The organism is Sphingomonas metalli (assembly GCF_014641735.1).
GTDB classification, from domain to species: domain Bacteria; phylum Pseudomonadota; class Alphaproteobacteria; order Sphingomonadales; family Sphingomonadaceae; genus Sphingomonas; species Sphingomonas metalli.
Genome location: NZ_BMIH01000003.1, coordinates 1 through 22,703 on the forward strand (window position 1 = coordinate 1; position 22,703 = coordinate 22,703).

General features: G+C 65.1%; 22 protein-coding genes. 8 read left to right on the forward strand and 14 right to left on the reverse strand.

All coding sequences use genetic code 11. From position 1 onward, the window contains the following. Together IEX18_RS18615 and IEX18_RS10280 are read left to right on the forward strand one after the other, a co-directional pair. The coding region (locus IEX18_RS18615) for a hypothetical protein (RefSeq protein WP_229664511.1) at window positions 1-183 on the forward strand (183 nt) is incomplete at its 5' end. Between the two features lie 311 nt (window positions 184-494). After that, entirely contained in the window at window positions 495-716 is a 222-nt protein-coding gene (locus IEX18_RS10280; RefSeq protein WP_188658696.1) for a hypothetical protein, read from the forward strand. A 396-nt stretch (window positions 717-1,112) separates the two neighbouring features. Here the strand turns inward: IEX18_RS10280 and IEX18_RS10285 are convergent, their stop codons facing one another. From IEX18_RS10285 to IEX18_RS10335, 11 genes are read right to left on the reverse strand one after another with little or no spacing between them, the layout of a single operon-like run. After that, window positions 1,113-1,868 (reverse strand): substrate-binding domain-containing protein, encoded by a 756-nt coding sequence (locus IEX18_RS10285; RefSeq protein ID WP_095997447.1) that lies wholly within the window; start codon window positions 1,866-1,868, stop codon window positions 1,113-1,115. Between the two features lie 50 nt (window positions 1,869-1,918). Continuing rightward, a complete protein-coding gene (locus tag IEX18_RS10290) occupies window positions 1,919-2,881 on the reverse strand; it encodes a c-type cytochrome (RefSeq protein WP_095997448.1) in 963 nt (320 codons plus the stop codon). Further along, window positions 2,878-3,765, reverse strand: a complete 888-nt coding sequence (locus IEX18_RS10295) for an MBL fold metallo-hydrolase (protein ID WP_095997449.1) — start codon at window positions 3,763-3,765, stop codon at window positions 2,878-2,880. Before IEX18_RS10295 ends, IEX18_RS10290 begins: the two co-directional genes overlap by 4 nt. Before the next feature lie 21 nt (window positions 3,766-3,786). Further along, window positions 3,787-4,428, reverse strand: a complete 642-nt coding sequence (locus tag IEX18_RS10300; protein WP_095997450.1) for a DsbA family protein — start codon at window positions 4,426-4,428, stop codon at window positions 3,787-3,789. 2 nt (window positions 4,429-4,430) lie between these two features. Continuing rightward, entirely contained in the window at window positions 4,431-5,066 is a 636-nt protein-coding gene (locus IEX18_RS10305) for a DsbA family protein (RefSeq protein ID WP_095997451.1), read from the reverse strand. Then, the gene (locus IEX18_RS10310) at window positions 5,063-5,842 is read right to left on the reverse strand and encodes a TlpA disulfide reductase family protein (protein ID WP_229664512.1); all 780 of its coding nucleotides are present in this window, start codon (window positions 5,840-5,842) and stop codon (window positions 5,063-5,065) included. Before IEX18_RS10310 ends, IEX18_RS10305 begins: the two co-directional genes overlap by 4 nt. Before the next feature lie 29 nt (window positions 5,843-5,871). Beyond that, complete coding sequence (locus IEX18_RS10315) at window positions 5,872-6,657, reverse strand: sulfite exporter TauE/SafE family protein (RefSeq protein ID WP_095997453.1); 786 nt, start codon at window positions 6,655-6,657, stop codon at window positions 5,872-5,874. After that, a complete protein-coding gene (locus IEX18_RS10320) occupies window positions 6,654-8,315 on the reverse strand; it encodes a bifunctional protein tyrosine phosphatase family protein/NAD(P)/FAD-dependent oxidoreductase (RefSeq protein ID WP_095997454.1) in 1,662 nt (553 codons plus the stop codon). The genes IEX18_RS10315 and IEX18_RS10320 overlap by 4 nt, the downstream gene beginning before the upstream one ends. Beyond that, window positions 8,293-8,754, reverse strand: a complete 462-nt coding sequence (locus IEX18_RS10325) for a DUF6691 family protein (protein ID WP_095997667.1) — start codon at window positions 8,752-8,754, stop codon at window positions 8,293-8,295. Before IEX18_RS10325 ends, IEX18_RS10320 begins: the two co-directional genes overlap by 23 nt. Further along, on the reverse strand, window positions 8,751-9,188 hold the full coding sequence (locus IEX18_RS10330) for a YeeE/YedE family protein (RefSeq protein WP_095997455.1): 438 nt from the start codon (window positions 9,186-9,188) through the stop codon (window positions 8,751-8,753). The genes IEX18_RS10325 and IEX18_RS10330 overlap by 4 nt, the downstream gene beginning before the upstream one ends. Next, a complete protein-coding gene (locus IEX18_RS10335) occupies window positions 9,188-10,093 on the reverse strand; it encodes an MBL fold metallo-hydrolase (protein ID WP_373284572.1) in 906 nt (301 codons plus the stop codon). Before IEX18_RS10335 ends, IEX18_RS10330 begins: the two co-directional genes overlap by 1 nt. 99 nt (window positions 10,094-10,192) lie before the next feature. On the opposite strand from IEX18_RS10335, the gene IEX18_RS10340 reads away from it, so the two are divergent. The 4 genes from IEX18_RS10340 (at window position 10,193) to IEX18_RS10355 (ending at window position 12,333) form a co-directional block, all read left to right on the forward strand. Beyond that, window positions 10,193-10,813, forward strand: coding sequence for a peroxiredoxin (locus tag IEX18_RS10340; protein WP_229664514.1), 621 nt, complete (start codon window positions 10,193-10,195; stop codon window positions 10,811-10,813). After that, window positions 10,810-11,187 carry an ArsR/SmtB family transcription factor gene (locus IEX18_RS10345; RefSeq protein WP_095997457.1) on the forward strand — a complete coding sequence of 126 codons (378 nt, stop codon included), beginning with the start codon at window positions 10,810-10,812 and terminating at the stop codon, window positions 11,185-11,187. The genes IEX18_RS10340 and IEX18_RS10345 overlap by 4 nt, the downstream gene beginning before the upstream one ends. Before the next feature lie 14 nt (window positions 11,188-11,201). Then, window positions 11,202-11,747, forward strand: a complete 546-nt coding sequence (locus IEX18_RS10350) for a DsrE family protein (protein ID WP_095997458.1) — start codon at window positions 11,202-11,204, stop codon at window positions 11,745-11,747. Between the two features lie 61 nt (window positions 11,748-11,808). Further along, the gene (locus IEX18_RS10355) at window positions 11,809-12,333 is read left to right on the forward strand and encodes a hypothetical protein (RefSeq protein WP_085811202.1); all 525 of its coding nucleotides are present in this window, start codon (window positions 11,809-11,811) and stop codon (window positions 12,331-12,333) included. A gap of 677 nt (window positions 12,334-13,010) precedes the next feature. On the opposite strand, the gene IEX18_RS10360 is transcribed toward IEX18_RS10355, so the two are convergent. Next, the gene (locus IEX18_RS10360; RefSeq protein ID WP_188658697.1) at window positions 13,011-14,240 is read right to left on the reverse strand and encodes a tyrosine-type recombinase/integrase; all 1,230 of its coding nucleotides are present in this window, start codon (window positions 14,238-14,240) and stop codon (window positions 13,011-13,013) included. A gap of 350 nt (window positions 14,241-14,590) precedes the next feature. Here IEX18_RS10360 and IEX18_RS10365 point away from each other — a divergent pair, with 350 nt between their 5' ends. Further along, window positions 14,591-15,607, forward strand: a complete 1,017-nt coding sequence (locus IEX18_RS10365; protein WP_188658698.1) for a cupin-like domain-containing protein — start codon at window positions 14,591-14,593, stop codon at window positions 15,605-15,607. Between the two features lie 43 nt (window positions 15,608-15,650). On the opposite strand, the gene IEX18_RS10370 is transcribed toward IEX18_RS10365, so the two are convergent. Both IEX18_RS10370 and IEX18_RS10375 read right to left on the reverse strand, forming a co-directional pair. After that, entirely contained in the window at window positions 15,651-17,174 is a 1,524-nt protein-coding gene (locus IEX18_RS10370) for a tryptophan halogenase family protein (RefSeq protein WP_229664516.1), read from the reverse strand. Beyond that, window positions 17,171-18,685, reverse strand: coding sequence for a tryptophan halogenase family protein (locus IEX18_RS10375; RefSeq protein ID WP_188658699.1), 1,515 nt, complete (start codon window positions 18,683-18,685; stop codon window positions 17,171-17,173). Before IEX18_RS10375 ends, IEX18_RS10370 begins: the two co-directional genes overlap by 4 nt. 529 nt (window positions 18,686-19,214) lie before the next feature. On the opposite strand from IEX18_RS10375, the gene IEX18_RS10380 reads away from it, so the two are divergent. Beyond that, window positions 19,215-22,664: a TonB-dependent receptor gene (locus IEX18_RS10380; RefSeq protein WP_188658700.1), complete on the forward strand. Its 3,450-nt coding sequence runs from the start codon at window positions 19,215-19,217 to the stop codon at window positions 22,662-22,664. Window positions 22,665-22,703: the final 39 nt, after the last annotated feature.

The window sequence follows — 22,703 nt, forward strand, 5'->3', positions numbered from 1 at the left end:
GGCCCCGATCGGGGCCCTTTCCATGTCGTCATCACGCCTCGACCGCTGGCCTACTTTTACACCGCCACCGTGGCCGGATTTTGCTCCGCCGTTGACAAAGCTTCGTCGGCCGAAGCGATGCAACAAACCTTGAGTCTTGTTCGCATGTCCACTTGCCTCGGGTTGGGCGAAAGTGCCGCATAGAAGCATGGATCATGACCATTGAGGCAGCGACGGCATCGCACAAGTAGAAAGCGTGCCAAAGTCGCTCGAGATCGAGGAGGCTGAGACCAGCCCAGACGAATCTCGTCAGCGCCATTTCGGCGTTCTTGACCCGGGCGAGACGTTGATGGCGAGCGTCGCTAACTCGGGGAGCCGTCATTTTTGAGTCGCCCGTCTTCCGAGCGAGCGGCTTCATTGTTTCGCGGCTCGTGCCAAGGAGCAGGGCAGTGCAACGTCGTGACTTCGAACCGCACGAGTGCCACACTCGGGTGTGTGTGGGGAAGGGGCCAGCCGTGACGAAGACGAGATCGTTGACGCTGATGCGCGAAGCTTTGGTCCTTCTGGACCGAGGGGGCAACGGAGCCACCATCGTGGCATGCCATCTTCAAGCGGCGATAGACGCTGCTGAGGGCGCAAAGCCGCTTCGCAGAAGCGAAGAGATCGATGATGACCTGACCTGCGAGTTTGGCGACGCCGGTCATGTTGCAAGGGATAAGCAGGGCGAAGAAGGATAGCGGCTACGTTCCGAATGTGGACCCAAGCTCCCGGCGTCGCTTACTAGGTGTAGGCGCTTGCAATCGTAGCGGCGTCTGCTCGCAAACAGCCGGTTTTTCTGCTCACGCTCTCTGCCACTGGCGGGTAGCATCCTGCTCAAATTAGCTGCCAGCGTGCTCGCCATCATCCGGGGCTGCTCGCAATCGGACATGGCTGCTCACATTATCCGCTCCGGGCGGATGTCAAAGGCGGGTTCATTTCACGGGCCGGATCGTCCCATTTCTCCGTCTCCAACCGGCCATTTTGGGAATGAGCAATCGGGAACATATTTTGGGAAAACGGCTATTTCCCTGCCGTCCGGCGCGCCTTGCGACCGTCAGCCGTCTCCCTGAACCTTCCCAATCGGGAAAGGTGCCTCAGCGTGTTTCCCATCCCCATTTTGCAAAGATCGCCCGGGCAGCCGGCGTCGTGAGCCAGCCTGCAAAAGCAACAGCGTCGGGGTTAGCCTTTCCGGCGATGGTCAGCCCCGCGCCCGCATCGCGGTAGATACGATAAGGCTCTTCGACCGCAACCGTGTCGGCAAGTGTCGGATTTGCCGTCTGCCAGATGCCCCAGATGATCCAGGCATCAAGGGTTGGGTCAGCCGCCCAGGCTTTTTTCGCTTCCGCGCTGTTCTTTGCGAATACGACGATATTCGATCGCAGGGCGCGGACCTTGGCTATGTCGCCCGTGCGGCCCGCCATATCTTCCCAGAGGCCGTTCTGTCCCGCACCGTTCACGACAAGCACGCGGTGGCCGGGTCGGAACAGGTCGCCCAGCCCGCGAATCTTTCGGGGGTTGCCCGGACGGACGAGGATGTTCGACACGCGCAGATATAGCGGATTGATCGTCGAGGAATCGATCCGGTCGCCCATCGCGGCCTGAAGATCGGTCATCATCGTCTCGGAGCCGCTGTAGATCACGTCTCCCGTTTGCCTCGCGGCCTCGATCCAGTCATTCGTCGGCCCGGCCACGACGTCGACGCGCACGCCGCGCAGCCTGGAGAACGTCGCGGCCGCCTCCTTCATGGCCGGCGCGGGACCGCCCGGTCCGAACACGTGAACGGGGCCAGCCACGGCAGGCGTAACGGCGAACGTCGTTGCAGCGAGGGCGGTCAGGATGAAGGCGCGCATGGAGGGTTGTTCCTTGAGAATGAGGTGAGACACAGATGGTGTGAAGGGTTTTAGCCTCCCCCGAGAACCTTCCTTCCGATCGTCGTGCCGTAATAATCACCCTTTGCGTGGAAGCGTTTGCGGGCATCCTCGACCGTGCCGGTCTGCCGGGGATCACGGGGACGTTCCCGGCTGTCGACATAGGCTGCCACGTCCCACGCCTGCTGATCGGTCAGCGTGTTGCCCTGCCCATAGGGCATGTTGGCTTTGATGAAGCCGGCCGCCGATGCGATCCCGGCCATGCCGGCGCCCCAATTATAGGAATGCGGTCCCCACAGCGGCGGAATGGAATAGCCGCCGTCCGGGTTTGCTTGCCCTTGCCCCCCGGCACCGTGGCACGAGGCACACTGTCCGGCGAACACCGTGGCACCGCGATCCGGATCGTGGCCGAGCGGTGTCGCGGTCAGCTTCACGAAACCGCGACCGGGGAGTGGCTTGCCCGTTGGAGCGCCTGTGGCCAACCAAGCGAAGTAGCTTTGCAGGTCTCGGTAGATATCGTCGCCGTAGGGCGGCGGGGTGCCCGCCTTCGAGGCTGGCGCGTTCATTGAGTAGAGGAAGCAGTCGCGGATGCGATCCTCCATCGTGTTCACGCGACCGTTCTTCGCCCGGTAGGCGGGGTAGCTTACCCATGCCGCCCACATCGGCGAGGCATTCGCCTGGCGTCCGGCGTCGAGGTGACAATTGCTGCACGTCAGGCCGTTGCCGACATATTGGCCGGCATGGGCGGAAGTAGCGGTGAAGATCATGCGACCGTGGCGGATCGCGTCGCCGGCCGGGCCGGCGGGAATGGTGTCCTCGGCAGGCGGCGCGAACGGCGCGTCCGCGGCAATCTGGTCGACAGGCGCCTGAACCGGCGCATCCGACTGGCCGATCTTGTAGGTGACGACCAGCACCAGCAGGGCGGCCGAGATCGCGAAGATGATGCGCTGCGCGTCACCGTCGTCGCCAGGAGTCGGGGGCAGCGGCTCGCTCATTCGTCTTGTCCGAACCGATTGAGCGGCACCTTGAGGAAGGCGGTGCCGCACGGTTCCGCGTCCGGCAGCTGGCCACCGCGGATATTCACCTGGAGCGCGGCAAGCATCAGGTCGGGCAGCGGCAGCGTCGCGTCGCGCTTCTCGCGGGTCGCGACGAACTCGGCCTCGTCGATGCCGTCATGGACGTGGATGTTGTCGCGGCGCTGTTCGGCGACGGTCGCACGGCCGTTCACCTCGCGGCCGTCCTTCCCGTAATCGTGGCCGACATAAGTCGCTGTGGCCGGAGCCAGGTCGAGGATGGCGCGGATCGAACGCCATAGCGCGTGCGCGTCACCGCCCGGGAAGTCGGCGCGGCTCGTGCCACTGTCGGGCACCATCAGCGTGTCATGAACGAACGCGGCGTCGCCGACCACATAGGTGATCGACGCGAGCGTGTGGCCGGGCGACAGCATGACGCGGGCATCAAGCGAGCCGATCCGGAACGTCTCGCCGTGAGCGAACAGCCGGTCCCACTGGCTGCCGTCGACAGGCAGATCGGGCAGGCAGTATATATCCTGCCACAGCTTCTGCACCTCCACGACCTTCTCGCCGATCGCGGTCTTCCCGCCCGTCTTGCCGGCGAGATACGGGGCAGCCGAGAAGTGATCGGCATGTGGGTGCGTGTCGAGAAGCCATTCGACGGTGAGCCCGTTCGCGCGCACATAGTCGAGGATCAGATCGGCGTTGCGCGTCGAGGTGGCGCCAGCGCGCGGATCATAGTCGAGAACCGGATCGATGATCGCCGCGACCTTGGTCGCGTCGTCGACGACGACATATTGGAAGCTGCCGGTGCGCTCGTCGTGGAGCGATGCGACTGTCATGCCCTCCTGGCGGTATTCGATCATAGATAAGTCCTCTCGTATTCGTCAGTTCGCCACCCGCGCCCGCGCGAACAGTCGTCCGAAATCGCCCGCGTCGATCGCGCCCATCACCAGCATCGGTCCCGCCAGGAACCCCGGCGTGCCCGACAATCCGATCGAATAGGCTTCCTGCCCGTTGGCACGCAGCCGGCCCGCGACCAGCTCGGCGTGCGCCGCCAGCCAGCGCGTCGCGCGCGACCAGTCGCCGCCTGCGCCGGTCACGACGTCGCGCAGCATGTCGTCGTCGATGATCCGGCTGTCGGTCATCAGCCGGCGATGAACCGCCGGGTAGATCCCCTGTTCGGCACTGGCGAGCGCGATGCTTGCTGCACGTTCGGACGGCGGGCCGAAGATCGGCCAGTCCTTGTAGATGACCCGCACCTTGCCGTCGCGCCGCACCGCCTCTTCCATCGCCGGGAAGGCGTGGCGACACGCCGGGCATCGATAGTCTGTGAAGACCGCAAGCCGCAGCGTGGCATCGGCGGGTCCGTCTTGGGGCGAGCCATCACCAGCCATGATCGCGTCCGCACGCGGACCGATATCGCGACCGATCGGCGTGGTCCGGCGCAACACCTGCCCTACCGCCCAGCCACCGACGACAATGGCGCCGAGCTGCACCGCCTGTCTCCGGTTGAGCGGTCCCGGCACGGTCAGCGCGCCTCGGGCTTGGCGCGCGCAGAGGCAACGAGTTTACGCAATGATGGCAGATCGACCGCGCCCGCGACGACCTGCGACCCGACGATCAGCGCCGGCGTGCCGTTGAAGCCGATCGCCTCCGCGATGGTGTTGGTACGGGCCAGAAGCGCGTCGATCTCCGCGCCATGCGCCTTGAGGTCACGTTCAAGTCGCGGCCAGTCGACCTTCGCCCGGGCCGCAGCCGCTTTGACGCCGGCGCTGTCGAGCCGTGCCGGGGAGGTCAGCAGCGCCTCATGGAACGCGGCGTGGCGGTTCTGCCACTGGCTGGCGATCGCAGCCCGTGCGGCCTCCCGCGACGGAGGACCGAAGATCGGCCAGTCGCGATAGACGATCCGCACCTTGGGATCGGAGGCGAGCAGGGTGTTCAGCACCGGCTCCATCCGCCGGCAATAGGGGCAGTTATAGTCGAAGAACTCGACGATGGTGACGTCGTAGCCGGGACGGGCGCGCTTGGGTGCGATGGGATCGTCCGTCACCGCCTTGCGCGACATATCGGGCCGCTGCTGCGCGGTTGCGGGCGCCATCGGCAACGTGAGCGTGAGCGTGAGGGCGGCGGAAACGCCGCGAGCGAGCAGGTTTCTACGGTTCATCGGTGTTTCCTTGCGAGATCGATGCCGTCCGCCAGCGCGGCGCGCGACAGCTCGCCGAGCTGGAGCTGGACGATCGTGCCGTCCGCCGCGACGAAGGCGGTGGCGGGGTAGCCGGCGACCTGGAGGGTGCCGTTGAGCGAGCGGGACGGATCGAGCGCGATATGCTTGGCTCCGACCCCCTCACGGGTCAGGAAGCCGGCGACGATAGCCGGCGCCTCACCCTGATCGGCGAGCAGGATCGGCACCTCGCCGCTGCGCGACGCCGCGGCGTCTAGCATCGGCAGCTCGCGCCGGCATGGGCCGCACCATGTCGCCCAGAGATTGACGACGAAGGGACGCCCGCGAAAAAGATCGAGCGGCAGCGGTGCCCCCGCCGGTGTGGTCAGCATCGCATGATAGGGGAACGGGCCGTAGGTGACGGGCGGGATCAGGGCCTGGAGGACGAACCATAGTCCGCTTGCCGCCGCCAACGCGCCCCATCCGGCCAGCAATGCACGAGTACGGCCGAGCCGGATCGCCAGTGTCATCGCGGCGCCGGCGATGCCGGCAACGGCCGAGAAGCCGCCCTGCCAGACGGCCAGTGCCGACAGCGGCGCATCGGCGGAGCTTCCCCAATGCGCGGCGACATAGCCGATCCGCGCTGCCACCGGCCCGACGACGATCGCGCTCGTCGCTACCGATGCGACGCGGGGAAAACGGAAGCGCCCGGCGAGTGCGGTCAGGCCCAGGAATACGGCGATGCACAACACCGCCAAGCCGCGATCGACCGCGAACATGAGCGGCCCGATAACCACCGCGCTTCCCATCAGAGGAACGCGCCCGAACTCTTCCAGAGCATGTAGGCGGCGACGACGAAGATCAGCACGGCGAACACCGTGGTCAACGCACCCCGGCTCTCCGACAGCCGGCGCGCGGCGGCAAGCCCGACCAGACCGCCGACGATACCGCCGGCGATGAACACCCCGGCGAGCGGCCAGTCGACCAAGCCCGAGAAGGCGTAGTTGAGCGCGGTGGTTAGGCCGAAGGCGGCCACCGCGACCAGCGACGTGCCGACCGCGTTCAGCATCGGCATCCGCGTCGAGCCGATCAGCCCGGGCACGATCAGGAATCCACCGCCGATGCCGAAGAACCCCGAAAACAGCCCGGTGACGAGGCCGAACCCCATTACCTTCGGCGCGTTCTCGCGACTGCATTGTGCGCCGGGAATGCCCTCGGCCTTCCGCCCGCGCAGCATGACGATGCCGACCAGCACCATCACCAGCGCGAACAGGAACAGGAGACGGGTGCCGTCGAATGCCTTGCCCGCCGTCGAGCCGGCGAGCGCGCCGACGATCCCGGCCGCGGCGTACATGCCGCCGCAGCGCCATTTGACCGTGCCGGCGCGCGCGTGCCCGATCAGCCCGGTTGCGGCGTTGGCAGCGACCGCGAACGCGCTGGTGCCGATCGCCATATGGGCGCTCGGCACGCCGACCAGATAGACCATCAGCGGCACGGCGAGGATCGAGCCACCCCCGCCGACAAGCCCCAGCGTGAACCCGACCAGCGCGCCCGATATGCTGCCGAGCAGGTACTGGATCGGCTCCAGTGTCATGCCGCCTTGCCAATCATATGGGGTGCGGCCATCGGCTCGCGGCCCTTGAGCATACCATGCCAGTAGATCGCGGGCAGCAGCCGTTCCTTGAGATACCAGGCGGCGCGTGTCGGCTTCGACCCGTCGATGAACCAGCGCGGGAAGCTCGGCAGCAGTTTCCCGCCATAGCCGAACTCGGCCAGCACGATCTTGCCGCGCTCGACCGTAAGCGGGCACGAGCCGTAGCCGTCATAGTCGGCGACCGGCGGCTTGCCGTCGAGCGCCGCCAGCACGTTGACCGCGACCACCGGGGCCTGCTTGCGCGCCGCGGCAGCGGTCTTGGCGTTGCTGGTCGCGGCGCCGTCGCCGAGCGCGAAGACGTTCTCGTACTTCTTGTGGCGCAGTGTCGGCTCGTCGACCTCGATGAAGCCGGTCGCTGCCGCGAGCGGGCTGCTCGCGACCCAATCGTGCGATACCTGCGGGGGCACGACGTGGAGCATGTCGAACCCGCGCTCGATCCGGACCGTCTCGCCCTCCTTCTTCTGCGCGAAGGTGGCCACCTTCCGGTCACCGTCGACCGCGACGAGGTTGGATTCGAGGCACAGGTCGATTCCGTACTTCTCGATATATTCCATCAGCGCCGGGACGTAATGCGCGACGCCGAACAGCACCGCGCCGGCGTTGTGGAACTCGACGTCGATCCCCGGCAGCACGCCGGCCTCGCGCCAGATATCGCACGACAGGTACATTGCCTTCTGCGGCGCGCCCGCGCACTTGATCGGCATGGGAGGCTGGCTGAACAGCGCTCGCCCCTTCTTCAGCTCCTGGACGAGGCGATAGGTGTAGGGCGCCAAGTCGTAGCGGTAGTTGGAGGTGACGCCGTTGCGGCCGAGGGTCTGTTCCAGGCCCTCGATCTTCTCCCACGCGAGCCGCAGGCCCGGCGCGGCGACGAGGACGCGGTAGGTCAGCGTGCGGCCGTCTTCCAACTCGACTGTGTTGCGGTCCGGGTCAAAGCCGCTCGCTGCCACCCGCAGCCACTCGACGCCCTTCGGCATTACGTCGGCTTCGGCCTTGCGGGTCTGCTCGGCTGTGAAGACACCGGCCCCGACCATCGTCCAGCCAGGCTGGTAGTAATGATCCGTCGCCGGGTCCACGATCGCGATCGTCACCTTGGGCTGGCGCTTGAGAATGCTGGCTGCGGTGGCGATGCCGGCGGCTCCGCCCCCGACGATAACGACGTCGTAGGTCATGCTATGGGCCTTTCTGCGGCGCTGGAGCGCGGGTTCGAGAGCGGCGAGATTGTAATCCGCGTCAGCCGCCAACCGGATGAGATCGCCGGGCTCGGCATTGTCGGCGTTCGCCAGCGCCCACAGCGTCGTCGAACGCGCGCCGCTGCGGCAGTAGGCAAGGATGGGCTTCGGCATGGTAGCAAGCGCCTGTGCCATCGCGTCACCATCGGGGTCGCCGGCTTTGCCGGAGACGATGGGGATGTGCGCGAACGCCAGCCCGTTGCGCTCTGCTTCGGCCTGGATCGCCGCGGCCTTGGGTTGGCCGGCCTCCTCCCCGTCAGGGCGATTGGAGATGATCGAGCGATAGCCTTCGCGCGCGGCCCGGCCGATATCGGCGAGGCTTAGCTGCGGCGAAACCGCGATGCCGTCATCGAGCTGCTTGAAGGCCATCGCGTGTTCCTTTGCGGGTGGAGGAGGGCGCCGGCACGAGGCGGAACAGGGCAAAGCCCAGCACCATGCCGGCACAGAAGATCAGGGCCGGGATCGGCGCCACGCCGAGGCTGGCGATGGCGGGGCCAGGGCATAGGCCCGCCAGACCCCAACCGATGCCGAACAGGGCTGCGCCTGCGATCAGGCGACCGTCGATCGGCCGTGTCGCGGGAAGGTGGAACTCTGTTGCCACGATCGGACGGGCGCGACGGCGCACGATTGCCCAAGCGACGATCATGGGAAGTATTGCGCCGCCCATGACGAAGGCAAGCGTAGGGTCCCAGGCTCCACCCACGTCGAGAAAGGCGCGCACGCGGGCCGGGTCGATCATACCGGAGATCGCGAGGCCGGCCCCGAAGAGCGTGCCGCTTGCGAGCGAGACGAGCGTCTGCCGGTTCATGGCACCACGCCCCACAGGCGCAGCGCCGTGGCGGTGACGATACCCAGCGCCATGAACGTCGCGGTTGCGGCGATCGAACGCGGCGACAGTCGCGACAGGCCGACGACGCCGTGTCCGCTGGTGCAGCCCGACCCGAGCCGGGTGCCGAAGCCGACGATCACGCCCGCGACAGCAAGCAATACGAACGATGCCGGAAAGCGAGCTTCCACGCCCATCGTCACACCGACGACCGCGGCGCCGATCGGCAGCCCGATGGCGAAAGCAAGCGCGAGGCTGCGCGGCATGTCGCCGTTGCCGATGCCGGTCGCGCGCGCGAAGAGGCCGCTGCATCCTGCTACTCGACCGTTGGCGAGCAACATGAGGGCGGCGGCCAGCCCGATCATCAGCCCGCCGATCAGGCCGTGGAGTGGCATCGCCTGCGGAAAGCCGGGCATCAGAACGAGTCCAGCGGGATGCGCAGGTAGCGGGTGCCGTTCGCCTCGGGCTCGGGCAGTTTGCCAGCGCGCATGTTGACCTGGATCGAGGGCAGCATCAGTCGCGGCGCGGAGAGCGTCGCGTCGCGTGCCAATCGCATCGTGACGAACGCCTCCTCGTCGATACCGTCACGGACGTGGACGTTGCCGGTGCGCTGCGCGCCGACCGTCGTCTCCCACACGAACTCCTCGCGCCCCGGAGCCTTGTAGTCGTGGCACAGGAAGAGGCGGGTCTCGTTGGGCAGCGTAAGCAATCGGCGAATCGAGCGGAACAGCTCGCCCGCATCGCCGCCCGGAAAATCAGCACGTGCGGTGCCGTAGTCGGGCATGAACAGCGTGTCGCCGACGAACGCGGCGTCGCCGATCACGAAGGCAACGTCCGCCGGTGTGTGGCCGGGAACGTGAAGCACGGTGCAGGCAAGATCGCCGATCGCGAAACGGTCGCCATCGTCGAATAGCCGGTCGAAGTCCGATCCGTCGCGCGCGAACTCGCTGCCGGCGTTGAACATCTTGCCGAACGCGTCCTGCACGCGCGTGATCGCGCGTCCGATCGCGAGCTGCCCGCCGACAATGCCTTGGAGGTACGGCGCGGCCGACAGGTGATCGGCATGGACATGGGTTTCAAGCAGCCACTCGACCGTCAGCTCATGCTCGCGGACATAGGCAACGATCGCGTCCGCCGGTGCCTTGTCCGTCCGCCCCGATGCTGGGTCGAAATGCAGTACGCTGTCGATGATCGCGGCTCGGCGCGTGGCGGGATCGGAGACGACATAGCTGACGCTGTTCGTCGGCTCGTCGAAGAAGGCACGGATATCGGCCGTCTCGCTGGACCGGGCAGCCGCGATGATGCCTGCGGCCTGTTCAATATGAGAATCAAGCGACACTTACGACTCCTGCAAATTCACTGTTAAAGTATGTCTGTAAGTGTCTTGCGTCAAGCAGCGCCGAGTGCCATGTTTGAAGCAATGAACGACATCGCCCCTCTCCCGCGACCGCTCCGTCTCGGCGATCCCGCCCCAAATTTTACGGCGCGCACCACCAGGGGCGACGTCAGCCTCGATCAGTATCGGGGCCGCTGGCTTGTGTTCTTCTCGCATCCCGCCGACTTCACGCCGGTCTGCACCAGCGAGTTCATCGCGCTCGCGCACGCCGCGCCGGCGTTCGAGGCGATCGACTGTGCGCTGCTCGGGCTGTCGGTCGACAGCCTCTACAGCCACGTCGCCTGGATGCGCGCGATCCGCGAACTGGCGGGGATCGAGGTGCCGTTTCCGGTGGTGGAAGACCCCTCGATGGCGGTCGGGCACGCCTATGGAATGCTTGACGCCGATGCCACGGACTCCGCGGCGGTGCGCGCGACCTTCTTCATCGATCCCGAAGGCGTGGTGCGGGCGATCAACTGGTATCCCATGAACGTCGGTCGATCGATCGAAGAGATGCTGCGTACCGTCCAGGCGCTCCAGCGCGCCACCAAGGGCGATGCGTTGACGCCGGCGGGCTGGCATCCCGGTGACGATGTGTTGCTTCCGCCGGCGTTGCCGGTCGATGGCGAGGCGGACTGGTTCCACCGGCTGAGGCCGGACGCATGAGCCTCGACCGTCCCCAGGCCGATGCGATGGTGGAGCGGCTGCGGATGCTCGCGCAGCCGCAGCGGCTGATGATCCTCTCCGTCCTGCTGGACGGGGAGCGCGCGGTTGGCGAGATCGAGGAGGCGACCGGCATCGGTCAGCCCGCGCTCAGCCAGCAGCTCGCCGAATTGCGGCGCGCCGATCTCGTCGCGACCCGCCGCGAAGCGCGCCAGATCTACTACCGTATCGCGAGCGAGGACGTTGACGAGAGGGTGCGAGCGCTGTTCGCCGCCTTCGGCGCGACGCGGCCGGCCGCCAGATTAAAACCTGTCGCCGCCCGTGCATCCGCCCCGGTGCGCCTGACGGGCGCGGCGGCCTTTGCCCGGATCGGATGAGCGAGGAGTGTCACATGGTCTTCAAACTGGGTCTGGTCGCGGCAGCGACGGTGCTGACGTTGAGCGGCGGCGCGATGGCCGCTGATCCTCGTCATCCGGTGATCCAAGGCTATGGCGCGATTGCACCCATGCCCAATGCCAAGGAACGGCCCGATCGCTCGCTACACTATCGCGTACTGTTCAGCGTCACCAAGGCAGCCGCGTCGCCGGATCAGGTCAACCCGAACCTGGAAAAGGTCGCGCGCTTCGTGAATCTGCTCGGAGCCGATGGGGTCCGGCCCGCTGCCGGGGACGTTGCCGTCGTGATCCACGGGCCGGCGACGGCGCTGGTGATGAACGTTGTCGCTTATGGAGAGCGGACCAAGGTCGCCAAGAACCCTAACTTGCCGCTGGTGGCGGCGTTGCAGGCCGCGGGCGTATCGGTGCGGGTGTGCAGCCAGGCGCTCGTCGGCAACAAGGTCGATCCGGCCACTGTCGACAAGGATATCGAGATCGACGTCTCGGCGCTCACGACGATGGCGACGTTGCAGCTTCGTGGTTGGGCGCTGATCCCCGACTAAGCGCGGCGTCCCAAAATACCATCGTTTGCGAGACCCTTGATCGGCAGTTACGATCGCAGCGATGGTCAATGTCTGGCTGCTCTTCCCACTTAGTGCTCTCGCGATGGCCGGCTGCTCGCCCGACCCTGCTCCCCAACAAAGGGTCACGGGAAGTGACGCTGCGGTAGCTGGTTGGCCGCATCAACCGACCCATGGCCGGTTCCTTATCGAGAATTGCTGCACGCTTCGGCTCGCTGCCGATGCCCGGTTCACTCAGGGGCAGGGCATTGACTCCATCATCCACGATGTATCGGGGCCAGGTTACGTGCTGAGTATCGTCTTCGGCCCGTATGATAGCGGCAAACCCCTGCTCGGCTATCAGGTTGAGAGTAAGCGCATCATTGATGGCGTAGAACTGAGCGCCTTCCGATGGGCTGATCCAACGCGTGATCCCCCAGAGGGGAAGTTGCTTTGGCTTGCGCAGGTGGGCGGGGGAATCGTCGGCGGTGTGGAACACACGCCTTGGGGCTTAAGGATGAAGGCCGATTGCACAACTCCGACCGCTTGCGGTGACAGCGCGGCGCTGGTTGGGACGATCCGCTTCTAACCTTCCCGCTTCTTGATCCCAAACGGGACGATCGAGGCCAGCGCAGTTCGACTGGTTCGGTCATAAACGTATATCTGTGCGCGTTCTATGCGTCGTCCGCTGTTCGCGAAAACCTTCCTTTCTGACGACCTTGCCGGCGGCCCATGACCGCAACGCATTTCTGCGGCCCGCTGCTTGTCAAAACTGTTCTGAAAACCTGCTTCTCAAAAGCGGCTGCCGGCGACGGGTTTGGAGAACCCATTGGCAGGAAGCGTGAGCACGACGCCCCGTTTGCAAGCAGCGCCGGATGATGGCGAGCACATTGGCAGATAATTCGAGCAGGATGCCACCTGCCAGTGGCAGAGAGCGTGAGCAGAAAAACCGGCTGTTTGCGAGCAGACGCCGCTACGATTGCAAGCGCCTACAACTAGGTGTCAGCTGGGCGGGTGATAAAGTCGCTGTGCTGGCAGCGCAGAGTAAATGCGTTACGCAACCTCCTGGGTGAGAATATACGCCTCGATGATCCATTATTTGACGAGGCGCTCACATGCAGGGCCGAGTTCCAGCCTCCGACGCAGGCTCAAGCGTTAGCCTCCTCGATTCCAGGCATTTCCCTGCGCGCTTAACATAATCTATGCTATCGATTTCGGGTGGTTGCGGACTGGCGGTCGACCGCTGCAATAACAGGGTCGCGAAGGTCAAGTAGGCACTAACCTGCCCACAATCCGTTCGAGCTCGCCAGTCCAGCTCTCCAGCGCCTCTCGTTTCTCCCGCTGGTAATCGTAGCGTTGATAGACGCCGGCGATACCTGATCGGGAGCCGCTGATGTGGTTCAGCACGGCTTCGGTAACGGGCATCGGTACTCCTAGGCGCTGCATGCCTGTTGCGACCGTACGTCGCAGATCGTGCAGGATGAAGTGATCCACCGCGTCTACCTTCATGATCTTGGCCATTTCCCGAAGGAGGCGCGGATGCCCTTTGCTGAAGCCGTTGACCGACGCGTCGGGATTACCTGCAACGGGAAAGAGCTTGCTCGAGCCATCCATCACCGGAAGGTCTTCGATCAATGCCTTGGCGGCTTTGGTAAGCGGCACGATGTGAGCTTTGCCGTTCTTTGCTCGAGCAGCTGGGATGACCCAGGTGTCGCCGTCAAATTCGGAACGGGCTGCGTCGAACACCTCGCCGCGACGTTGACCGGTTAAGAGGAGCAGCTTGAAGCCAGGTCCGAACGGCCATCCCAAAGTGTCGCACGCCTGCCAGAAAACGCGAATCTCGGCATCTGAGAGGAATCGGTCCCGAGCCTTCGGGAGAGGAGGGCGGCCCGCATCGCGGCAGGGATTGGCTGGTAGCTTTTCCAGCTTCGGCATGGCCCAGGTGAAGAATGAGCTCAGCTGTTGGTGCACTCCCAGCCCTGCTCTTGGCGTGGGGTTGTTGGCGTCACGATAGGTGATGTCTTCGACCAGCGCAGTCACCTCCGAGCGGGTGATCGTGTCGGCAAGCCGATCGCCAAACCGAGGGAGGATGAACTTTTTGCCGATGCGCTCAATTTCAGAGGCGCTCTTCTTTTTACCCCGTACAGCACGCTCAAGGTATTGCGCCCAGAGTACGGAAAAGGTGAGGCGTCCGACAGCGCCACCGGCGCTACTCGCCGGCTGGGGCAACCCTTTCCCGGACTCAAGATCGATCAGCAGCGATCGAGCCTTCTTACGAGCGTCGGCTAGCGTGAACGCATCCGAGAAGCGTCCGAGGGTGACGTTCCTAACTGAGCCTCCGACCCGCTTGCGCAGGATGAAGGTCTTGCCTCCGGACGCGCCGACGCGAACACGAAGGCCACCGACGAGTTGATCGAGCAGTTCCACTTGGCCGGAGGATGGCGGAGTGAGGCCCCGGATCTTGGCATCCGTGAGACCCACAGCTTTGCTGGGCATAGCTATGATCCTGGTTCGTTCCGTCCACCTTGCTGTTACCTTAGGTAACAAACGGGTGCTGATACCCTAGAACATACAGGGAACGTGCGGAACGTTCAAGTTGTTGTATTCGCACCAGAAAGAGACGTTCTGGGACCTTGCTGGATGGCGCTTTATCGCCCTACGAATCTGAGGGTCGGACGTTCGAATCGTTCCGGGCGCGCCACTTGGAAAACCACGATAATGTGGGCGAAGCCGGGCCATTTGGTCCGGCTTTTTCGTGTGCGCGCCACAGCGTGGTTCATCGACTTTAGGGTCTTCAGCGGATAGCGATGCGGTAACAGGACCTTACCGTCGGAGCTCGGGGTTTGATGGCGCGCGAACTGCAATCGGTCACCGAGTGGCGCGACGTCGATCGGGCGCGGTTCGAGGCCGAGGTCGTGCCGCTGCGTCGCCCGGCGGTCCTGCGCGGCCTCGCGTCGGCATGGCCGGCGGTGCAGGCCGCCCGCCAATCCGCTGAAGCCCTGTGCGACTATGTCCGCCGCACCGATCTGGGCAAGCCGGTGCCGGCCTTTCTCGGGCCGCCGCAGATCAAGGGACGGTTCTGGTACCGGGACGACCTGCGCGGGCTCAACTATCAGCAGCGCCTGGCCCCGATCGGCGAGCTGCTCGACGTGCTGCTCGGCGTGCAGCACGAGGCCGAGCCCCCCGCATTCTATGCCGGCGCCGTGCCCATCGCCGAGAATTGCCCCGATTTCGCGCGCGACAACCGCACCGACCTGCCGGGCGAGGGCGCCGTCCCGCGCGTGTGGATCGGCAATCGCGCGACGGTCTCGACCCATTTCGACATGTCGGAAAACATCGCTGTCGTGGTCGGCGGCCGGCGTCGCTTCACCCTGTTCCCGCCCGAGCAGGTCGGCAATCTCTATGTGGGACCGTTCGACTTCACCTTCGCCGGGCCGCCGGTCAGCATGGTCGACCTGCGCGCGCCCGACCTCGAGCGCTATCCGCGTTTCGCGGAAGCGCTGGAGACCGCCCAGGTGGCCGAGCTCGAACCGGGGGACGCCATCTACGTCCCCTATATGTGGTGGCACCAGGTCGAGGCGCTCAGCCCGGTCAACATGCTGGTCAACTATTGGTGGGATCTCAGCCCGCGAAAGTGGCAGGGCTCGCCCTTCCGCACGCTGATGCACGCGATCATGAGCATCCGCGACCTGCCGCCGACGGAGCGGGCGGTGTGGCGGGCCTGGTTCGACCATTATGTCTTCGGCGACGGACACGCGGCGGTCGCGCACCTGCCGCCGGCCGGCCGGGGCGCATTGGGCGAGATGACGCCGCAGATGGCGCAAGCGGTGAAGCGCTACCTGATCGACGATCTGCAGCGATAGAGCGATGTGACGTTTGATCCGGCTTCGTCCGGGAGGTTGACGCTCAGGGCGTCTCGCTGCGGCAGTGTCGATCGATGAACTGCTGGTGGCGGGGCATGATCTCGACGCTGGCCTTCATCGCGCCCGCTATCCGCGCCAGACGGGCGTCGAGCTCCGCGTCGGTCAGATAGCCGGCGATCGGATGGTGCCGCGCCGGTTCGATATTCTGGCCGTGGAGCACCGCCAGCCAGCTGGTCTCGCTGAAAAGCTCGTTGTCGTGACGGAAGAGCCGTGCGTTCTCCCGGAAGATCGCGATCCGCTCTTCGAGCGACGACGGGATCGCCATCGTCCGGCAGTGATCCCAGAAGCCGCTGTCGTCGCGCTCGGTGGCCTTGTAGTGCAGGATCAGGAAGTCGCGGACCTGCTCATACTCCAGCCGCGTGCGCCGATTGAAATAGTCGATGTCGTGCTGGTTGAAGCGCTTGTCCGGGAAGTTGGTGAGCAGGCGGGCGATCCCCGTCTGGATCAGGTGGATCGAGGTGGATTCGAGCGGCTCGAGAAAGCCGGCGGCAAGCCCGAGCGCCACGACATTGCGGTCCCAGGCCTTGCGCCGCACGCCGGCGGTGAAACGCAGGAAATTGGGGCCGGCGAGCGGCTCGCCCTCGAGATTGGCGTCCAGGATCGCCACCGCCTCGTCGTCGCTGATGTAGCGCGAGCAATAGACATGGCCGTTCCCGGTGCGCGACTGGAGCGGTATGCGCCACTGCCAACCCGCCTTGCGCGCAGTGGCGCGCGTGTAGGGGAGCGGATCTTCTATCCGCCGGCTCGGACGTGCGACCGCGCGGTCGCAGGGAAGCCAGTGGCTCCAATCCTCATAGCCGCTTTGCAGCGCGCCCTCGATCAAGAGCCCGCGAAAGCCCGAACAGTCGATGAAGAGATCGCCCGCGATGCTGGTGCCGTCGTCCAGCACCACGGCGGAGACGTTGCCGCTTGCGCCATCCCGCTGCACCTCGACGATCCGGCCTTCGGAGCGTCTGACGCCCGCGGCTTCCGCCTTCTCCCGCAGATAGCGTGCATACAGCGCCGCATCGAACTGGAAGGCATAGGAAATATCGGCCAGCGGCGAGCCCCGCCGGTTCGGCTCGGGTCGCTGGAACTTGCCGGCCTGCGCGGCGGCGACGGCAAGGCTGTAGCGGTCGAGCGGCAGCCCGCGGCCGGCCTGCGCCTGCCGGTACCAGAAATGGTGGAAGTGGATCCCTTCCATTTCCTGCCCGTAGCTGCCGAAAGGATGGATGTAGCGCTCGCCAATCCGCCCCCAGTCAACGAACTCGATCCCCAGTTTGAAGGTGGCGGCGGTGCGCCGGACGAACTCGTCCTCGTCCAGCCCCAGCAGACGGTTGAAATACTGGATGTGCGGGATCGTCGCCTCGCCAACGCCGACCGTGCCGATCGCTTCCGACTCGATTAACCGGATCCGCAAGCCGCCGCCCGCCAATGTTCGCGACAGCGCTGCGGCGGCCATCCAACCGGCCGTGCCGCCACCGACGATGACGATGTCGCGGATGCGCAGGTCGTCCATCGTCGTCATGCGGTCCGCGCGGGGCAGTAGCGCGCGATGAAGGCGGCATGGGTCGGCATCTGCGCCGCCGCCTTCTGCATCGCGCCGCGCATCGAGGCGAGGCTGCGCCGCACCTCCTCGATCGGCAGGCTGGACACGACGGGATCGCAGATGCGGGGCTCGATCCTCTGCCCCAGCATGACCGCGACCCAGCTCGGCCGCGTGAACAGCTCGTCATTGTAGCGGAAGACCCGCCCCGTCTGACGGAACAGATCGATCTTGTGCTGCAGGCTGTCGGGCAAAGTCATGGTGCGGCAGTGGTTCCAGAACGGCGTGTCGTCCCGCTCGGTGGCAGCATAGTGGAGAATGATGAAGTCGCGCACCTGTTCGAACTCGGTGCGCATATGGCGGTTATATTCGGTCCGCAGGATGTCGGGCATGTCGGCGCGCGGAAAGAGCGAGATGAAGCGGCTGATCCCTTCCTGGATCAGGTAGATCGAGGTCGATTCGAGTGGTTCGAGAAAGCCTGCCGCCAGCCCGATCGCGATGCAGTTCCCCGTCCAGAACCGCTCCCGGCAGCCGGCTCGGAAACGGATGCGCCGCGGCTCGGCGAGCGCCGGGCCATCGAGGTTCGCCATCAGCCTCGCGGCGGCATCGTCTTCCGTCATGAAGGCGCTGCTGAAGATATGGCCGTTGCCGACGCGCCGCTGGGTCGGGATGCGCCACTGCCAGCCGGCGCCGCGGGCGGTCGCCCGGGTATAGGGAGCGGGCGGACCCACATGCTCGCTCGGTACGGCCAGCGCGGTGTCGCACGGCAGCCAGTGGCTCCAGTCGACGAACGGCGTCCCCAGCGTCTCCGCCGTCAACAGCGCGCGAAATCCCGTGCAGTCGAAGAAGAAGTCGCCCGCCACCGATCGGCCGTCCTCCAGATCGATCGCGCTGATATAGCCCGTCTCGGGCGCTTGCCGGACCTGGCGGACGATCCCCTCGATCCGCTGCACCCCGCGGGCTTCGGCATAGCGGCGCAGGAAGCGGGCGTAGAGCGTCGCGTCGAAATGATAGGCATAGCGGAGCTGCGAGAGCAGCGAACGGGGGTCGGCATCGGGCAGGACGAAGCGCTCCTCCCGCGCCGCTACCGCGCAGAGGCTATAGTCCTCGATCGGCTCGGGATCGCCCGCCTGCCGGCAGCGCAGCCAATATTGATGGAAGTCGAACCCCTGCATGTCTACGCCATGCTGGCCGAAGGGGTGGATGTACCGGTCGCCCAGACGGCCCCAGTCGGCGAAGGCGATGCCGAGCTTGAAGGTCGCCTGGGTCGCGGCCATGAATTCCGCTTCGCCGACCCCGAGCATGCGGTTGAAGGCGAGAATGTCGGGTATCGTCGCCTCGCCGACCCCGACCGTCCCGATCGCATCGGATTCGACGAGCGTGATCGACACGTCCTTGGGGTCGAGCAGGCTCGACAGGGCGGCCGCCGTCATCCAGCCGGCCGATCCGCCGCCGACGATGACGATGCGCCGGAGCAGCGACGGATCGCTCACGCCCGATAGCCTTCGGCCGCGACGCCGGACGGCGGAGCAGCCGCCGCGGCAGGGCGCATGTCCTGAACGAGCTGCCGGAACTGAGCGGACGGTTCAGGTTGCAAGGGCATCAGTACGCCCCCGACGCAGGGGCGATCCGGCTGTCGGGACGACGGTTCATGGAAATGTCGGAGTGATCCTTCACTACCGCCTGCCCGCCGATGCGCGGCGCCTGATCATCGACCTGTCCTCCCCGCGGTGATTGGGCCGGCGCGTTCTCAACTCGCGCCGATAGTCCGCACAAAGCGGTGTGCAAGAGTTTGGACCGGCCGGTCATGAGAAAGGATGGGTTCGCTAACATCATTGTGTCAACAGCTAGATAGGTCGCGGTAACTGTCTTGTCGGAGCATAATGATTGCGCTACCCATGACGCCGTGGCGTAGAAATCATGAACGCACGTGCAGCATAGCATGGCGTTCAGATAGTTGATTCACACCACGATCTACGTTGGCCGAGGTGACAGGCGCCCGGTCTAGGAGGGGGTACCATAGTGAAAAGAACGGCAGTTTCGCGCGCGTCCTGGTCGTCCAAGGCTCTGTTCCTGACGTCTTCGGCGCTGACGCTCGTCACATGTCCATCCCTTGCTGCAGCGCAAGTCGAGGCGCCGGTTGCCGACCAGGCCATCGCTGGCCAGACGCCCGCCGAGCAGACGATCACCGAACAGAAGCCGATCGAACAGGCGGCGGCGGACGATCAATCGGTCTCCGATCGCGACATCGTCGTCACCGGCATTCGTGCCGCGCTGGATTCTGCCAAGGAAACCAAGCGCAAGGCGTCGACCTTCGTCGATTCGATCACCGCCTCGGACATCGCGACCCTGCCGGACCTGTCTGTCGCCGAGGCGATCGGCCGCATCCCCGGCGTCACCATCTCCCGCTTCCCGACCGGCGGCGCGAGCCCCGACTTTCCGTCGCCGGAAGGCCGCGGCAACCTCGTGCGCGGCCTCGGCTTCGTCCGCTCCGAATTCAACGGCCGTGACGCATTCAGCGCCAATGGCGGTCGCTCCCTCGACTTTTCGAGCATCCCGCCCGAACTGGTCGGCGGCGTCGACGTCTACAAGAACCAGACGGCCGACCTGATCGAAGGCGGCATCGGCGGCACGATCAACCTGCGCACGCTCGAGCCGTTCGACGCCAAGAAGGATCTGTTCGTCGTCGCCCTCGACGGCACCTATTCGGACTTGCGCAAGAAGTGGGCGCCCGAGGCCAGCATCACGACCGGCAAGCGCTGGAACACGGGCATCGGCGAGATCGGCATCCTCGGCTCCTTCTCGCGCTCGCGGCTCGATTCGCGGATTAACGGCTGGCAGCAGAGCCAGCCGATCCCGCGCGTCCTCGACGCCAACGGCAACGTGCCGGAGATCAACAATCTGAACGATCTGCCGCGGCCGAACGAATTCGTCGGCGTCGATCCGTCGCGCATCGTCGGCATCACGCCCGGCTTCCAGCTCCGCACCAACGACGTCAATCGTCTCCGTACGAGCTATTACGGCGCGTTGCAGTGGAAGAAGGACGGTATCCAGGCGACCTTCAAGTACATCCGCGTCGACACCAAGATCGACAGCCTCGAGCGGACGCTGGAATGGTTCCCCGATCACAATGGCGGCGTGAACATCGGCGTCCAGAACCTCGCGCTCGACAAGAATTGGGGCTCCTCGGGTCTGCCCATGTGCAGCGGCCCCGGCGGCCAGCCGACCGCGCCCGGCGACTGCGAGACGCTCTACCCGGTCCGCGGCGGCCTGATGGAGTCCGGCCTCGTCACCAGCAACCAGGATTCGTGGACCGGCGCGCGTGGTCGCGACGTCGGCATGCTCGGGATCGGCAAGATCGAGGAATCCAAGACCCAGGACTTCAGCCTCAACCTGAAGTGGAACGCTACCGATCGGCTCTACGCGACGTTCGACGGCCAATATACCAAGGCGAGTGCTCGTCAGCGTCAGATCTGGGGTGGCATGAACAGCTACTTCAACTATTCGATCGATCAGGACCTCGATCACCCGCGAGTTGAGTTCTTCATCGATCCGACGACTCGTTTCAACCCGAGCAACACCCGGTACACCGGCGATCGCGATCCGGTCACGAACGCCCAGGGTGTCGTCACCGCCCCCGGCATTTACATTCCGACGCCGACCAGCTCGGGCGACTTCAACGGCGCGAACTTTCAATATGCGGCCGATCAGTTCCAGAACGGCGACGGCGATCTCTACGCGCTGCGCACCGATCTTGCCTACGACGTGTCGGGCGGCGATGGTCTCGCCAGCTGGTTCGACAGCGTGAAGTTTGGCGCGCGGTACTCCGAGCGCAGCCAGGTCAATTCGGAAATGGCGCTCAATTGGGGTGCGATCGCACCGGCCTGGGCCGGCGGCTATGGCATCGCCGGCACTTTCCAGGATCCGAACCGCGGCTTCGAGGCGGTCAGCTTCAAGAACTTTTTCCGCGGCGACGGTGTGGTTCAGGGGAACAACACGGATTTCGTGTTCGTCAATCACAACATCCTCAACAACTACGCCGATTTCCGCAACTATATCGCTAGCGAGCCGCAGCTCGCGACGCTGGGCAGCTGGGTTCCGCGCGGTACGAACGACGGAACGGCCTTCGGACGGGCGAACTACAACCCCGAAGACACGTCCAACATTACCGAGCGTACGAAGAACGCCTATGTTCGTCTCGACTTCAAACAGTCGTTCGACAACGGCATGTCGGTCGACGGCAATTTCGGTGTCCGCTATGTGCGGACGGATCTGAGATCGACCGGCTTCCAGGCATTCCGGCCGTTCAATCCTGATCTGCCCTCTTGCAGCCCCACGGGCGGAGCGAACCAGACGAACTGCCAGTATACGTTCGATCCGACGACGGGCAGGCGCTTGCGTACCGATGATGCCGAGAGTCGGGACGATATTCGCGACTTCGCGCCTGGTGCAGTGGCCTATGCATCGCAGGCCGCGATCCCGACGGCGCTGAAGCTGACCGATGAGCACTGGTTGCCGTCGTTCAATGTGAAGTGGAACCTTGACCGCGAGATGCTGGTCCGCTTCGGCTACAGCAAGGGGCTCAGCCGGCCGAACGTGCAGGATCTGCGCGCGTCGCAGGAGTTCGTCGTCACCACGCAGCGTACCAACTTCCAGCAGATCACCGACACCACCGATCCGCTGTTCGGTGTGGACCGCGGTGCGCAGAACATCACGGCGAGCGAAGTCCGGGTCAGCCGCGGTAACCCGTATCTGAAGCCCACGACGGCCGACAGCTTCGACCTGTCCTATGAATATTACTTCAAGAGCGGCTATCTGTCGGTCGCCGGCTTCTACAAGAGCCTGAAGAACATCATCACCAACGGCGATCTGCCGCTGGGAACGGTGACGCTGGACGGCAAGACGCTGAACGTGATCTACAGCGGACCGGTCAACCAGGCGAAGGCCAAGGTGAAGGGTATCGAAATTGCCTATCAGCAATTCTTCGAATTCCTGCCGGGGCCGCTCAAGCATCTCGGCTTCCAGGGGAACTACACCTTCATCGACGCCTCGACGACGCCTCCGGGCAACGGCGCCGATGCCAATGGCGACGGTATCCCCGACGATCTGACCCAGGTGTTCCGCTGGGGCGTCAGCGATCTGCTCGGCCAGTCCAAGCATATCGCCAATGCCGTGGCGATCTATCAGGATCGGGTGGTCGAGGCGCGTCTCGCCTATAACTGGCGGTCGCAATATCTGACGACCTATCGCGACTATGTGACCGGCAACCCGATCTACAATTCGGCCGCCGGCTTCCTCGATGCCTCGCTGAAGTTCAACTTCGGCCAGTGGCAGTTGCGCGGGTCGATCGCCAATATCCTCGACACCAAGAGCAAGGCGCGGGCGCTGATCGACAGCGACGGCCAGATGTACGACCGGTTCAGCTTCCTCAACGATCGTCGCATCGTGGTCGGCGCGCTGTTCCGTCTGTAAGATCGGGGCGGGGAGGGGGATCACCTCTTCCCGCCCTGT

Bases quoted from the DNA above. Each gene is read 5' to 3' on its own strand.
- IEX18_RS10285 (WP_095997447.1), bottom strand. From the start codon at position 1,868: ATGCGCGCCTTCATCCTGACCGCCCTCGCTGCAACGACGTTCGCCGTT.
- IEX18_RS10290 (WP_095997448.1), bottom strand. From the start codon at position 2,881: ATGAGCGAGCCGCTGCCCCCGACTCCTGGCGACGACGGTGACGCGCAG.
- IEX18_RS10295 (WP_095997449.1), bottom strand. From the start codon at position 3,765: ATGATCGAATACCGCCAGGAGGGCATGACAGTCGCATCGCTCCACGAC.
- IEX18_RS10305 (WP_095997451.1), bottom strand. From the start codon at position 5,066: ATGAACCGTAGAAACCTGCTCGCTCGCGGCGTTTCCGCCGCCCTCACG.
- IEX18_RS10310 (WP_229664512.1), bottom strand. From the start codon at position 5,842: ATGTTCGCGGTCGATCGCGGCTTGGCGGTGTTGTGCATCGCCGTATTC.
- IEX18_RS10315 (WP_095997453.1), bottom strand. From the start codon at position 6,657: ATGACACTGGAGCCGATCCAGTACCTGCTCGGCAGCATATCGGGCGCG.
- IEX18_RS10320 (WP_095997454.1), bottom strand. From the start codon at position 8,315: ATGGCCTTCAAGCAGCTCGATGACGGCATCGCGGTTTCGCCGCAGCTA.
- IEX18_RS10325 (WP_095997667.1), bottom strand. From the start codon at position 8,754: ATGAACCGGCAGACGCTCGTCTCGCTCGCAAGCGGCACGCTCTTCGGG.
- IEX18_RS10330 (WP_095997455.1), bottom strand. From the start codon at position 9,188: ATGCCCGGCTTTCCGCAGGCGATGCCACTCCACGGCCTGATCGGCGGG.
- IEX18_RS10340 (WP_229664514.1), top strand. From the start codon at position 10,193: ATGAACGACATCGCCCCTCTCCCGCGACCGCTCCGTCTCGGCGATCCC.
- IEX18_RS10345 (WP_095997457.1), top strand. From the start codon at position 10,810: ATGAGCCTCGACCGTCCCCAGGCCGATGCGATGGTGGAGCGGCTGCGG.
- IEX18_RS10350 (WP_095997458.1), top strand. From the start codon at position 11,202: ATGGTCTTCAAACTGGGTCTGGTCGCGGCAGCGACGGTGCTGACGTTG.
- IEX18_RS10355 (WP_085811202.1), top strand. From the start codon at position 11,809: ATGGTCAATGTCTGGCTGCTCTTCCCACTTAGTGCTCTCGCGATGGCC.
- IEX18_RS10360 (WP_188658697.1), bottom strand. From the start codon at position 14,240: ATGCCCAGCAAAGCTGTGGGTCTCACGGATGCCAAGATCCGGGGCCTC.
- IEX18_RS10365 (WP_188658698.1), top strand. From the start codon at position 14,591: ATGGCGCGCGAACTGCAATCGGTCACCGAGTGGCGCGACGTCGATCGG.
- IEX18_RS10370 (WP_229664516.1), bottom strand. From the start codon at position 17,174: ATGACGACGATGGACGACCTGCGCATCCGCGACATCGTCATCGTCGGT.